Source organism: Pseudomonas sp. NPDC089407 (assembly GCF_044900445.1).
Taxonomy (GTDB): domain Bacteria; phylum Pseudomonadota; class Gammaproteobacteria; order Pseudomonadales; family Pseudomonadaceae; genus Aquipseudomonas.
Window position 1 is genome coordinate 80720 of sequence record NZ_JBJDNB010000023.1, and the last position, 14065, is coordinate 94784.

11 protein-coding genes are annotated in these 14065 nt (G+C 63.2%); 10 read left to right on the forward strand and 1 reads right to left on the reverse strand.

The genetic code is table 11. The features are described 5' to 3' along the window. The first annotated feature begins 17 nt into the window (after positions 1-17). The 9 genes from ACI2KG_RS18345 (at position 18) to trpE (ending at position 11077) form a co-directional block, all read left to right on the forward strand. On the forward strand, positions 18-2405 hold the full coding sequence (locus ACI2KG_RS18345; protein ID WP_404662846.1) for a PAS domain S-box protein: 2388 nt from the start codon (positions 18-20) through the stop codon (positions 2403-2405). 10 nt (positions 2406-2415) lie between these two features. After that, a complete protein-coding gene (locus ACI2KG_RS18350; RefSeq protein ID WP_400617059.1) occupies positions 2416-3045 on the forward strand; it encodes a response regulator in 630 nt (209 codons plus the stop codon). A gap of 295 nt (positions 3046-3340) precedes the next feature. Next, positions 3341-4465, forward strand: a complete 1125-nt coding sequence (locus tag ACI2KG_RS18355) for an ABC transporter ATP-binding protein (protein WP_110747263.1) — start codon at positions 3341-3343, stop codon at positions 4463-4465. 40 nt (positions 4466-4505) lie between these two features. Continuing rightward, entirely contained in the window at positions 4506-5540 is a 1035-nt protein-coding gene (locus ACI2KG_RS18360; RefSeq protein WP_404662847.1) for an ABC transporter substrate-binding protein, read from the forward strand. Between the two features lie 209 nt (positions 5541-5749). Beyond that, entirely contained in the window at positions 5750-6997 is a 1248-nt protein-coding gene (locus ACI2KG_RS18365; RefSeq protein WP_404662848.1) for an ABC transporter permease, read from the forward strand. Positions 6998-7008: 11 nt separating this feature from the next. Further along, positions 7009-7836 carry an ABC transporter permease gene (locus tag ACI2KG_RS18370; RefSeq protein ID WP_016715782.1) on the forward strand — a complete coding sequence of 276 codons (828 nt, stop codon included), beginning with the start codon at positions 7009-7011 and terminating at the stop codon, positions 7834-7836. Positions 7837-8036: 200 nt separating this feature from the next. Further along, positions 8037-8711: a ribulose-phosphate 3-epimerase gene (rpe, locus tag ACI2KG_RS18375; RefSeq protein WP_043202780.1), complete on the forward strand. Its 675-nt coding sequence runs from the start codon at positions 8037-8039 to the stop codon at positions 8709-8711. Next, a complete protein-coding gene (locus ACI2KG_RS18380; protein WP_404662849.1) occupies positions 8708-9526 on the forward strand; it encodes a phosphoglycolate phosphatase in 819 nt (272 codons plus the stop codon). The genes rpe and ACI2KG_RS18380 overlap by 4 nt, the downstream gene beginning before the upstream one ends. A gap of 69 nt (positions 9527-9595) precedes the next feature. Continuing rightward, positions 9596-11077 (forward strand): anthranilate synthase component I, encoded by a 1482-nt coding sequence (gene trpE, locus ACI2KG_RS18385; protein WP_404662850.1) that lies wholly within the window; start codon positions 9596-9598, stop codon positions 11075-11077. A 140-nt stretch (positions 11078-11217) separates the two neighbouring features. Here the strand turns inward: trpE and estP are convergent, their stop codons facing one another. Then, positions 11218-13098, reverse strand: coding sequence for an esterase EstP (gene estP, locus ACI2KG_RS18390; RefSeq protein ID WP_404662851.1), 1881 nt, complete (start codon positions 13096-13098; stop codon positions 11218-11220). Between the two features lie 368 nt (positions 13099-13466). On the opposite strand from estP, the gene ACI2KG_RS18395 reads away from it, so the two are divergent. Beyond that, positions 13467-14060, forward strand: coding sequence for an aminodeoxychorismate/anthranilate synthase component II (locus ACI2KG_RS18395; protein ID WP_003259809.1), 594 nt, complete (start codon positions 13467-13469; stop codon positions 14058-14060). Positions 14061-14065 lie beyond the last annotated feature (5 nt).

Below are 14065 nucleotides of genomic sequence, written 5' to 3' on the forward strand. Positions count from 1 at the left end.
CCAAGACGAGCGTGTAAATGAAGCGAGTGCGTCGCCTGTTGGTTCTCGGCTGCTTGTGGCTGCCCTTGATGGCAATTGCCCTGCCTGAGACGCCGCCCGCCGTTGCGCTGGAACCTGCCCAGCAGCAATGGCTGGACACGCACCGCAGCCTGCGCGTCGGCCTGGTATTGCAAGCACCCTATGCCCAGTTCGACCGGCGCTTGCAGCAACTTTATGGTGCCAACGTGGAGTTGGTGAGCAGCTTGGCCCAGGTGCTGCGCCTGGACCTTACCTGGCGCAACTTCAATGACCAGGCCAGCCTTGAGCACGCCCTGCAGAGCGGTGAAGTCGACTTTGCCCCAGGCCTTACTCAGACCCCGGCCAGCCTGCGCCTGTGGCTGTTCAGTGACCCGTACATGCGCGTGCCGCAACTGGTGGTGGGGCCGCGTACCGGGGCCATGGCCGTGGAGCTGGAAGCGCTGGACGCCGAGCAGCGGGTAGCCGTACGCATGCCCAGCCAACTGGCAGACTACCTGCGCGGCAACTATGGCAGCCTCAACCTGCAGGGCGTGCCCAACGAACGCGAGGCCTTGCAGTTGGTGGTAGGTGGCCAGGCCAGTTTCGCGGTGCTGGATGAAGCGCAGCTCAGTCGCCTGTCGCGTGAGAGCGAGTTCGGCGAGCTGGCCGTGGTGGGTGATATCGGCCTGCCGCAGTTGCTGCGTATCGGGTCGCGGCGCGACTGGCCGCTGCTGGCCGACGTACTCGAGCGAGGTTTGCAGGCGCTGCCCGCCAAAGAGCTGGAGCAACTCCATCAGCGTTGGTTGCAGCCCAAGTACCCGCGTTTGAGCGAATCGCCGGGCTTCTGGCAGAACCTGGCCTTGCTGTTCGGCATGCTGCTGTTGTGCGCGCTGGCCACCCTGGTGTGGCAACGCCGGCAACAGCGTCAGCTGGAGCGCAGCCTGCTGGCCACGCGGGAAAGCCTGGTGGAGCGCCAGGTGGGTGAAGAGGCGCTGCGCCTGAGCCAGTTCGCGATCGACCAGAGCACGGTGGGTATCCTCTGGGTCAACTGGGACAGCCATGTGCGTTACGCCAACCACGCTGCCGAGCGCATGCTCGGTTATGCCGAGGGCGCGCTGCTGGAGCGACCGTTCAGCGACTTCGAGCCAAGCCTGAACATGGACCGCTGGCTTGAGCTATGGAAGGGCGCACGTACCGGGACGGGGGGTGTCGGCCAGTTCGAAACCCAGTGCCGGCGCGCCGACCACAGCCTGCTGCCGGTGGAGCTGTCGCTGAGCTTTCTGCGCTTTCGCGATTCCGAGTACCTGGTGGTCTACCTCGCCGATGTGACTGAGCGCCACCGCGCCCTGGCAGCGCTGCGCGAAAGCGAGGCACGGCTCAAGGGCATTGCCGGAAACGTGCCGGGGCTGGTGTTTCGCCTGGAGCGCGACCCGGCCGAGGGCGACCTGGAGTTTCCCTACATCAGCGAGGGTAGCGAAGCCCTGGTGGGTTATGCGCCCAGCGAGATCCAGCACCCAGAGATGGGCCTGCGTAACCTGGTGCACCCCGAAGACCGCGCCGACTACCACCGGGTGCAGGACTTGGCCCTGGCCAGCGATCAGGACTGGTCATGGCAGGGGCGCATCCTCACCCGCCAGGGCGAACAGCGCTGGGCCGACATCAAGGCCAGTACCCGGCGCCTGGGCAACGGCCAGGTGGTGTGGGACGGCGTAGTATGGGACATCACCCAGGGCAAGCGGGCCGAGTTGGCGTTGGCCAGGTCCCAGGAGCAGCTGCGTGAGCTGTCGGCCCACCTGGAGAGCGTGCGCGAGGAAGAAAAAGCCCGTATCGCCCGGGAAGTGCATGATGAACTGGGGCAGATGCTGACCGTGCTCAAGCTGGAAGTGTCGATGTGCGAGCTGGCCTTTGCCGAGCTGGACCCGGGCCTGAACGAGCGCCTGACCAGCATGAAGCGCCTGATCGCCCAGTTGTTCCAGCTGGTGCGTGACGTGGCGACTGCCCTGCGCCCACCCATTCTTGATGCCGGGATTGCCTCGGCCATCGAGTGGCAGGCGCGACGCTTTGAAGCGCGCACGCAAATCCCCTGCCTGGTGCAAGTACCGGATAATCTGCCAGCATTGAGCGACGCCAAGGCTACCGGCTTGTTCCGCATCCTGCAGGAAGCGCTGACCAACGTGATGCGCCACGCCCAGGCGCACAGCGTGGAAATCGAGTTGTTGCATGAAGGCGGGCGTTTGCGCATGACGGTCAGCGATGATGGCCAGGGTTTCTGCCGCGAGCAGACCCGGCCCACCTCGTTTGGCCTGGTGGGGGTGCGCGAGCGGGTGTTGATGCTGGGCGGCAGCATGGCGCTGCACAGTCAACCGGGCGAAGGCACCAGCCTGAGCGTGGCCATTCCGTTGGAGTAGGAGAGCAAGCGTGATTCGAGTGCTGGTGGCCGAAGACCACACCATTGTCCGTGAAGGCATCAAGCAGTTGATCGGCCTGGCCAAGGACATGCAGGTGGCAGGGGAGGCCGGTAATGGCGAGCAGTTGCTCGAAACCCTGCGCCATACGCCGTGCGAGGTGGTGCTGTTGGATATCTCGATGCCGGGCGTGAGCGGGCTGGAAGCGATCCCGCGGATTCGCGCGCTGCACGATGCGCCGGCGATCCTGATGCTGTCGATGCACGATGAGGCGCAGATGGCGGCGCGGGCACTGAAGGCTGGCGCGGCGGGCTACGCGACCAAGGACAGTGACCCGGCGTTGCTGCTTACGGCGATTCGCCGGGTGGCCGGCGGTGGGCGCTATATCGACCCGGCGCTGGCCGACCGCATGGTGTTCGAAGTGGGCCTGACCGAGTCGCGGCCATTGCATACGCTGTTGTCAGAGCGGGAATTCTCGGTGTTCGAGCGCCTGGCGCAGGGCGCCAATGTCAACGACATCGCCCAGCAGCTGGCGCTGTCGAGCAAGACCATCAGCACCCACAAGGCGCGCCTGATGCAGAAGCTGAAAGTGAACTCGTTGGCGGAACTGGTGAAGTACGCGATGGAGCACAAGCTGGTCTGATTGCGACATGCCCACCTGCGGCCACACCGCCCGTTGTAGGAGCGGGTTTACCCGCGAAAGGGCCGGTTCAGGCACTACACATGGCAGGCCAGGCCCTTTTCGCGGGTAAACCCGCTCCTCCAACGGGCGGTGCAGGGCAGAGGAGTAGCATCCCAATCCCGCCATCCTTGTAGGGCAATCCCTACAGCAAATCTTCCATCCGGATGATGGCATTCTCTCAGCACCCCCGATTTTCGGGCGCTTGCGGCTCTTCTACTCTTTTGCCTACGCAGTCATCCAACAAGAAGGTGCAGGCATGAGCGAGGCGAAGTCGAACGCTGCAACCAGCGAAACACTGGTCAGCTTCCGTGGTGTGCAGAAGAGCTACGACGGCGAGTCGCTGATCGTCAAAGACCTCAACCTGGACATCCGCAAGGGCGAATTCCTCACCCTGCTTGGCCCGTCCGGCTCGGGCAAGACCACCAGCCTGATGATGCTGGCCGGTTTCGAAACCCCCACCGCAGGGGAGATCCAGCTGGCCGGGCGCTCGATCAACAACGTGCCGCCGCACAAGCGCGACATCGGCATGGTGTTCCAGAATTACGCGCTGTTCCCGCACATGACCGTGGCCGAGAACCTGGCCTTCCCGCTGAGCGTGCGCAACCTGAGCAAGACCGACATCAGCGAGCGGGTCAAGCGCGTACTGAACATGGTGCAGCTCGATGCCTTCGCCAAGCGCTACCCGGGCCAGCTGTCGGGTGGCCAGCAACAGCGGGTAGCGCTGGCCCGGGCATTGGTGTTCGAGCCGCAGCTGGTGCTGATGGACGAACCGCTGGGCGCACTGGACAAGCAGCTGCGTGAACACATGCAGATGGAAATCAAGCACATCCACCAGCGCCTGGGCGTGACCGTGGTGTACGTGACCCACGACCAGGGCGAAGCGCTGACCATGTCCGACCGCGTGGCGGTGTTCCACCAGGGCGAAATCCAGCAGATCGCCGACCCGCGCACGCTGTACGAAGAGCCCTGCAATACCTTCGTCGCCAACTTCATCGGCGAGAACAACCGCATCAACGGCACCCTGCTGGCCAGCGATGGCAAGCGCTGCCAAGTGCAATTGCCGCGCGGCGAGCGGGTCGAGGCGCTGGCCGTGAATGTCGGCCAGGCCGGCGAGCCGGTCACCCTGTCGATCCGCCCCGAGCGTGTGCGCCTGAACGGCCACAGCGAAAGCTGCGTCAACCGCTTCTCGGGCCGGGTGGCCGAATTCATTTACCTGGGCGACCACGTGCGGGTGCGCCTGGAGGTTTGCGGCAAGGGCGACTTCTTCGTGAAACAGCCGATTGCCGAGCTCGACCCGGCCCTGGCCGTGGGCGATGTGGTACCGCTGGGCTGGGAGGTGGAGCACGCCCGCGCGCTCGATCCGATTGCCGAAGCCCATTGATGGATTGCTTCACCAACCCTGTACTGTGGAGAGAATAATAATGTGCAAGCAGTTGAAACTGACCGCCCTGGCCCTGGGGCTGTTCGCCGCCGGCCAGGCCATGGCCGCAGACCTGACCGTGATTTCGTTCGGCGGCGCCAACAAGGCTGCTCAGGTCAAGGCGTTCTACGAGCCATGGGAGAAGGCGGGTAATGGCAAGATTGTCGCCGGTGAGTACAACGGCGAAATGGCCAAGGTCAAGGCGATGGTCGACACCAAGAGCGTGTCGTGGAACCTGGTAGAGGTTGAATCCCCAGAACTGGCGCGCGGTTGCGATGAGGGCATGTTCGAAGAACTCGACCCGGCCCTGTTCGGCAACGAGGCCGACTACGTGCCGGGTGCCATTCAGCCTTGCGGCGTAGGCTTCTTCGTCTGGTCCACGGTCATGGCCTACAACGCCGACAAGCTCAAGACCGCACCTACCAGCTGGGCCGATTTCTGGGACACCAAGCAGTTCCCGGGCAAGCGTGGCCTGCGCAAAGGCGCCAAGTACACCATGGAATTTGCGCTGATGGCCGATGGCGTTGCGCCCAAGGATGTCTACAAAGTGCTGGCGACCAAGGACGGCCAGGACCGTGCCTTCAAGAAGCTCGATGAACTCAAACCCAACATCCAGTGGTGGGAAGCCGGCGCACAGCCGCCGCAGTTCCTGGCTTCGGGTGACGTGGTCATGAGCTCTGCCTACAACGGCCGTATTGCCGCGGTGCAGAAAGAGAGCAACCTCAAGGTGGTGTGGAACGGCGGCATCTATGACTTTGATGCCTGGGCGATCCCAAAAGGCGCCAAGAACGTCGAGGAGGCGAAGAAGTTCATCGCCTACAGCGTCAAACCCGAGCAGCAGAAGATCTACTCCGAGAACATCGCCTACGGCCCGGCCAACGCCAAGGCCGTGAGCCTGCTGTCGGATGACGTGAAAAAGGACATGCCGACCACGCCTGAAAACATCGCCAACCAGGTGCAGATCGACGTGGCCTTCTGGGCCGACAACAGCGAGCAGCTGGAGCAACGCTTCAACGCCTGGGCGGCGAAGAAGTAAACGACCAGCGCAGGGGCCGCTTTGCGGCCCATCGCCGGCAAGCCAGCTCCCACAGGGATCGCGTCATTCCCGAGTTCTGTGCAGTACCTGTTGAGCAGCTTCCACAGGGGGTCAGATACCCCGAAGCCAGCGCAGCACCTGTGGGAGCTGGCTTGCCGGCGATGGGCTGCGCAGCAGCCCCAATTTCAGTTCGTAACGCGGAGTTCGCCATGGCCATTGCAGTGCCCCTCAACGAAGGCGCCGGTCCAAGTCTCAAGCAGCGCCTCAAGCATGCCGAGCGGGTCAACCGCTGGAAGGCACAGGCGTTGATCGCGCCGCTGGCGCTGTTCCTGTTGCTGGTGTTTCTGGTGCCGATCGCCGCCCTTTTGTACAAGAGCGTCGGCAACCCGGAAGTGGTCGGCGGCCTGCCGCGTACGGTCGAGGTCATCAGCCAGTGGGATGGCAAGAGCCTGCCGGGCGAGGATGTGTACAAGGCGCTGAGCCAGGACCTGGCCGAATCGCGCAAGAACCAGACCCTAGGCGACCTTTCCAAACGCTTGAACATGGAACTGGCCGGCTACCGCAGCTTGTTGACCAAGACCGCTCGTGCCCTGCCGTTCAAGGCTGAACCTGCCTCCTATAAAGACGCCTTGCAGGCCGTCGACGAGCGCTGGGGCGACCCGGCCTACTGGCAGGCGATCCGCCGCAATACCAGCACGGTCACCTCGTTCTACCTGCTGGCCTCTGTAGACCACCGTATCGATGACCTTGGCGAATTGGCCAAGGCCACCCCGGACCAGGCCATTTACCTGGACATCTTTGCCCGTACCCTGTGGATGGGGGTGGTAATTACCGCCATCTGCCTGGTGCTGGCCTACCCGCTGGCCTACCTGCTGGCCAACCTGCCGACCCGGCAGAGCAACCTGTTGATGATTCTGGTACTGCTGCCGTTCTGGACCTCGATCCTGGTGCGGGTGGCGGCGTGGATCGTATTGCTGCAGTCGGGCGGGCTGATCAACAGCGCATTGATGGCCATGGGCATCATCGACCAACCGCTGGAACTGGTGTTTAACCGCACCGGCGTGTACATCTCGATGGTGCACATCCTGCTGCCGTTCATGATCCTGCCGCTGTACAGCGTGATGAAGGGCATTTCGCCGAGCTACATGCGTGCGGCGATCTCGCTGGGCTGCCACCCGTTCGCCAGCTTCTGGCGGGTGTACTTCCCGCAGACCTACGCCGGGGTTGGTGCCGGTTGCCTGCTGGTGTTCATCCTGGCCATCGGCTACTACATCACCCCGGCACTGCTGGGCAGCCCGAACGACCAGATGGTCAGCTACTTCGTGGCCTTCTATACCAACACCAGCATCAACTGGGGCATGGCCACCGCGCTGGGCGGGCTGTTGCTGCTGGCGACCGTGCTGCTGTACCTGATCTATAGCTGGCTGGTCGGCGCCAGCCGCCTGCGCCTGAGCTGAGGAGCCTTGTCATGCTGAGCCCTTACATGTCACCCGTGGAGCGGGTCTGGTTCTACAGCCTGCGCATTCTTTGCGGGTTGATCCTCCTGTTCCTCATCTTGCCGGTGCTGGTGATTGTGCCGCTGTCGTTCAACAGTGGCAGCTTCCTGGTGTACCCGCTGCAGGGCTTTTCCCTGCAGTGGTACCAGGACTTCTTCGGCTCGGCCGAGTGGATGCGGGCGCTGAAGAACAGCATCATCGTCGCCCCAGCGGCCACGGTGCTGGCCATGGTGTTTGGCACCCTGGCGGCCATCGGCCTGACCCGCGGCGATTTCCCTGGCAAGTCGCTGGTGATGGCGCTGGTGATCTCGCCGATGGTGGTACCGGTGGTGATCATCGGCGTGGCCAGTTACCTGTTCTTTGCCCCGCTGGGCATGGGCAACAGCTTCACCTCGCTGATACTGGTGCATGCGGTGCTGGGCGTGCCGTTTGTCATCATTACCGTGTCGGCAACGCTGCAGGGCTTCAACTACAACCTGGTGCGTGCAGCAGCCAGCCTGGGCGCCTCACCGCTGCTGACCTTCCGCCGGGTGACCCTGCCGCTGATTGCCCCTGGGGTGATTTCCGGGGCGTTGTTCGCCTTTGCCACGTCGTTTGACGAGGTGGTGGTGACACTGTTCCTCGCCGGGCCGGAGCAGGCGACCCTGCCACGGCAGATGTTCAGCGGTATTCGCGAGAACCTGAGCCCGACCATTGCGGCGGCGGCGACCTTGCTGATTGCCTTCTCGGTGATCTTGCTGCTGACCCTTGAGTGGTTGCGGGGGCGTAGCGAGAAGTTGAGAACCCAGCAGCCGGCCTGAGGGTGGGTTGCCTGTGCTGGCCTCTTCGCGGCTAAAGCCGCTCCTACATGGCGGACTGCGGTCTCTGTGGGAGCGGCTTTAGCCGCGAAGAGGCCGGCACAGGTAACAACAACTGATCGACACCCTTTGATACCAATCAGCCCTCATCCCTTTCCCTGAGTTACAATGCGCGCCACCGTGATTCTGCCAACAGGTGCGCCATGCAGCCCTACGCTATTGCCCCCTCCATTCTCTCTGCCGATTTCGCCCGTTTGGGCGAGGATGTCGACAAGGTATTGGCCGCGGGTGCCGACATCGTCCACTTCGATGTCATGGATAACCACTACGTCCCCAACCTGACCATCGGCCCGATGGTGTGCACCGCCCTGCGCAAGTACGGCGTCACCGCGCCAATCGACGTTCACCTGATGGTCAGCCCGGTCGACCGCATCATCGGCGACTTCATCGAAGCGGGCGCGACCTACATCACCTTCCACCCGGAAGCCTCGCAGCACGTCGACCGTTCGCTGCAGTTGATCAAGGACGGCGGCTGCAAGGCCGGCCTGGTGTTCAACCCGGCCACCAGCCTGGACGCGCTGAAGTACGTGATGGACAAGGTCGACATGGTGCTGCTGATGAGCGTCAACCCAGGCTTTGGCGGGCAGAAGTTCATCCCTGGCACCCTCGACAAGCTGCGCGAGGCGCGCGCGTTGATCGATGCCAGCGGCCGTGATATCCGCCTGGAAATCGACGGTGGCGTCAACGTCAACAACATCCGCGAAATCGCTGCCGCTGGCGCCGACACCTTCGTGGCCGGCTCGGCGATCTTCAACGCCCCGGACTACCAGGAAGTCATCGCCAAGATGCGCGCTGAACTGGCCCAGGCCCGCCCATGAGTGGCTTCGAGCAGCTGTTCCCGGGGACGCTGCCCAGGCTGGTGATGTTCGATCTGGACGGTACCCTGATCGATTCCGTGCCAGACCTGGCCGCCGCCGTGGACCGCATGCTGCTCGAACTGGGGCGCCCGCCTGCTGGCCTGGAGGCGGTGCGCCACTGGGTTGGCAACGGCGCCCAGGTGCTGGTGCGCCGTGCCCTGGCCGGCGGCATCGAGCATGAAGCCGTGGATGATGCGCTGGCCGAACAAGGCCTGGCGCTGTTCATGGACGCCTATGCCGAAAGCCATGAGCTCACCGTGGTCTACCCCGGCGTGAAAGACACCCTGCGCTGGCTGCAGAAGCAGGGCGTGGAAATGGCGCTGATCACCAACAAGCCCGAGCGTTTCGTCGCCCCCTTGCTGGACCAGATGAAGATTGGCCGCTACTTCCGCTGGATCATCGGCGGTGACACGCTGCCGCAGAAAAAGCCTGACCCTGCAGCCCTGCTGTTTGTCATGCAGATGGCCGGCGTTACCCCGCAGCAGTCGCTGTTCGTCGGCGACTCGCGCAGTGATGTGCTGGCGGCCAAAGCGGCCGGCGTACAGTGCGTTGGTCTTACCTACGGCTACAACCATGGTCGGCCGATCAACGACGAATCCCCCAGCCTGGTGATCGACGACCTGCGCGCATTGCTGCCCGGTTGCGCAGACCCGGCCACTGGGATAACGTTGGCGGACCTTCAAGCCTCACAAGACAGAGAGTCCACCGTGGCGGTTACTGGCAAATTCTGGATGAAAGTCATCAAGGCCCTGGCCCGTTGGCGTTGGCGCGCCTGACTTCAGCCTGCCGGCGCGTGCCGGCCCGTCCGTTTGCCTGACCTATTGCTGCTTGCCACGAGGCTACTCATGAACCGCGAAGAATTCCTGCGCCTGGCTGCTGCCGGCTATAACCGCATTCCCCTGGCCTGCGAAACCCTGGCCGACTTCGATACGCCGCTGTCGATCTACCTGAAACTGGCTGACCAACCCAACTCCTACCTGCTCGAATCGGTGCAGGGCGGCGAGAAATGGGGCCGTTACTCGATGATCGGTCTGCCATCGCGCACCGTGATGCGTGTGCACGGCTACCACGTCAGCATTTTGCAGGATGGCGTCGAGGTGGAAAGCCATGATGTCGGAGACCCGCTGGCGTTCGTCGAAACCTTCAAGGACCGCTACAAGGTCGCCGATATCCCCGGTTTGCCGCGCTTCAACGGTGGCCTGGTCGGTTACTTCGGCTACGACTGCGTGCGTTATGTAGAAAAGCGCCTGGGGGCCTGCCCCAACCCGGACCCGCTGGGTGTGCCGGATATCCTGCTGATGGTGTCCGATGCGGTGGTGGTGTTCGACAACCTGGCGGGCAAGATGCACGCCATCGTGTTGGTCGACCCGGCTGAAGAGCAGGCGTTCGAACAGGGCCAGGCACGCCTGCAAGGCCTGCTGGAAACCCTGCGTCAGCCGATCACACCGCGCCGTGGCCTGGACCTGAGCGGCCCGATGGCTGCAGAGCCGGCATTCCGCTCAAGCTTTACCCAGGAAGATTACGAGCGCGCAGTCGATACCGTGAAGGAATACATCCTGGCGGGCGACTGCATGCAGGTGGTGCCTTCGCAGCGCATGTCGATCGACTTCAAGGCCGCGCCCATCGACCTGTACCGTGCACTGCGTTGCTTCAACCCGACACCGTACATGTACTTCTTCAACTTTGGCGACTTCCACGTGGTCGGCAGCTCGCCCGAGGTGCTGGTACGTGTCGAGGACAACCTGGTCACCGTGCGCCCGATTGCCGGTACCCGCCCACGCGGTGCGACCGAAGAGGCCGACCGCGCGCTGGAAGACGACCTGCTGTCGGATGATAAAGAAATCGCCGAGCACCTGATGCTGATCGACCTGGGGCGCAACGATGTGGGCCGAGTGTCCTCGACCGGCAGCGTGCGCCTGACCGAGAAGATGGTGATCGAGCGTTATTCAAACGTCATGCACATCGTGTCCAATGTCACCGGCCAGCTGCGTGAAGGGCTGACGGCAATGGATGCACTGCGGGCGATCTTGCCGGCCGGTACGCTTTCGGGTGCGCCGAAGATTCGCGCGATGGAGATCATCGACGAGCTGGAGCCGGTCAAGCGTGGGGTATACGGTGGTGCCGTGGGTTACTTTGCCTGGAACGGCAACATGGATACCGCGATTGCCATCCGCACTGCGGTCATCAAGGATGGCGAGCTGCATGTGCAGGCGGGGGGCGGCATTGTGGCTGATTCGGTGCCGGCGCTGGAGTGGGAAGAAACCATCAACAAGCGCCGGGCGATGTTCCGTGCGGTGGCGTTGGCTGAGCAGACTTCCAGCAAATAATTCACTGGCCTTTGGGGCTGCTTTGCAGCCCTTTTGCGACACAAGGCCGCTCCTACAGGGGATCGCATTTTCCCGGCGATCGCGTTTCCCTGTAGGAGCGGCCTTGTGTCGCGAAAGGGCCGCAAAGCGGCCCCGGCAATCTAGAAGTCGACACTGACCCCCAGGCTAACCCCCTGCTGCGTCAACTCATCACTCTTGCGCCAATTGTAGTTCCCACGCAAATGCACCCCCGCCACCACCTCATGGCTAACCCCCAGGCTGGCTCGGGTCAGGTCGCTATGCGGCGTATAGCCAGTCAAGGTGAAGTCATTCGCCGCCAAGCTGGTCAGGTGCATCGTCACATCCTGCTGGTCATCCTCGAACTCATGCTCCTGCGCCACCTCGGCAAACAGCCGGGTACCCGGCAGCACCTGTACGCTGCCCAGCAGCCCCACGCCCAATCGTCGTGACGTGCGCTCCTGGTCATCGAAGCCCAGCGCTGTCGAGCGCCCGCTCTTTTCGTCATAGCCGTCCACCTTTACCCGCGCATAGTCGGCGCTGATGAACGGCGCCAACTGCCAGTTACTGCTGTCGGCCGCCAGGTTGTAGCCCAACCGCGCGGACATCGCCCAGGCCTCACCATCGGTGTCACCCTTTTCGCTGCGGTCGTTCACGCCAAGGGCGAAGGTCCGTTTGAGGTCGTTGTAGTCCAAGTGGCCGGCAGTCAGTGCCGCATCGGCCCACCAGCGATCCTGGCGGTACTGGGCGAAGGCGCTGGCCAGGTAACTGTCGAGCTTGTAGTCCGAGTTCTGTGCGCCGGCTTCCAGCTTCTGCCGGTACACCCCGCCGGCCAGGCCCAGGCGCCAGGCGTCGTTCAGGCGGTAGCTGCCACCCACGGTCAGGTTGTAGCCGCGGCCATCGCCGCTGGCGGCGCTGCGCTGGCCGTCGAAGTCCAGGTCCTGGGCGCCGCTGGCGACAAAGGCTTGCCATTGGCCAACTGCCTGCCAGGGTGTTTGCCACTGGTTGCGCAATTCATCCTGGTGGGCGCGCAGGCTGGCGTGGGCCATTTCTGGCAGCAGGGTCAGCTCCCACGGGGCGGAAAGGATCGAGTAGCCGTAATCGGCGATCAGTTGCTGGCCCGCGATGGTCGGGTGCACCGAGTCGTTGAACAGCAGCTTGGTCGGGTCTGGCGTGGCACCGTTGATGCCGTACACCGGGTTTTCCACGCAGCCTTCGCCGCTGTAGCAAGTGCCGACCAGGTTTTGCCCGGTGGCCAGGCCGAACTGGCTGGGGCTGGCCAATGCCTCGCTCAGCAGCACCGGGATGTTCAGCGGGATGATCTCGGCATCTATCTGCCCCAACTGGCTGAGCAGCGACTGGTTGAAGGCCGCTGATAGCAATGAGAGCGGGTTTTGTTGTGGTGTGCCGCTGAAGTTTGGTGTCTGGCCGAGGTCGGGCAACAGCCAGACCATGATGTAGCGTGCGCCACCTTGTTGCAGGGCCTGGGCGCTGGCGGCCAGGCGGGCACCGGCAGCCACCGCGTCGGCCGGGCTGTTGACCAGGCCTTGCAGGAAGTCGTTGCCGCCGCCGGTGAGGTAGTACAGTGCATTGGGATCGGCGCGCAGGCCGTTGGCCAGGTAGCCGGGCTTTTCTCGCAGTACCAGCCCGGCACCTTCGCGCCCAGGCGGGATCACGGTTTTGGACGTGCTGGTGATTGAATCGAGGATCTGCTGGGTGGTGTAGCCGCCGACTGCCCAGTTGTTGCCGTCGGGGATCCCCAGCGCCGGGTTTATGGGGGAGGTGGAAGGGCCAAGGGCTGCCGGGTCTACCCCCAGCCGCCCGCCGAGGATCATCGGCGACACGGGGGCATAGTTGCCATCGGCATCACGGTTGGTGAAGCGTGCGCCTCCAAACTGCCCGGCATCGCTGAGGCTGTCGCCAAACACGATCATGCTGGAGTAGGGCGAAGGTGCAGCGAAAGCCTGGCTGCAAGCGAATGCCAAGGAGGCTAGGGTAAAGCGCAATAACGGGGCTTTTCGCATCGGGGAACATCCTTTTCTTTGTTTTTATCAAGACAACCCGGTCGACCTTAGCAAATCGAGGGGCATCGCTCCCAAGTCCATTCGTTTCCCCGTGTTTACGGGCATATTGCGCCCGCCGCCCCGGTAGGCTACTGTGCCGGGACGTATGAGCGAGACCTATCCTGTGTTGATCGTCAGTAAACTCTTGATGCGCGTAATCAAGGCCCACGCCCGTTGGCGTTGGCGCGCCTGACTTTATCCCCTGCCGGCCCGTCCGGCCCGCCCCCGTTTGCCTTCCTGTCTACCGCCTTTTATAGGCCAAGCTGCGCCTGCGGCGGGAGCAAGAAGGTTCGAATCCTGAAGTCAGTAGATTCAAGAGGTTTAATACGATGTTACTGATGATCGACAATTACGACTCATTCACTTACAACGTCGTGCAGTACCTCGGCGAGCTAGGTGCCGAGGTCAAGGTCATACGCAATGACGAAATGACCATCGCCCAGATCGAAGCCCTCAACCCCGAGCGCATCGTCGTATCTCCAGGCCCATGCACGCCGAGCGAGGCGGGCGTATCCATCGAGGCCATCCTGCATTTCGCCGGCAAGCTGCCGATTCTTGGCGTATGCCTGGGCCACCAGTCCATCGGCCAGGCTTTTGGCGGTGACGTGGTACGGGCCCGCCAGGTGATGCACGGCAAGACCAGCCCGGTCCACCACCGTGACCTGGGCGTGTTTGCCGGCCTCAACAACCCGCTTACGGTAACCCGCTACCACTCGCTGGTGGTCAAGCGCGAAACCTTGCCTGAGTGCCTGGAAGTGACTGCCTGGACCGCTCATGCTGACGGTTCGGTCGACGAGATCATGGGCCTGCGTCACAAGACACTGAATATCGAAGGGGTGCAGTTCCACCCCGAATCGATCCTGACCGAGCAGGGCCACGAGCTGTTCGCCAATTTCCTCAAGCAGACCGGCGGCCGCCGCTAAGGATC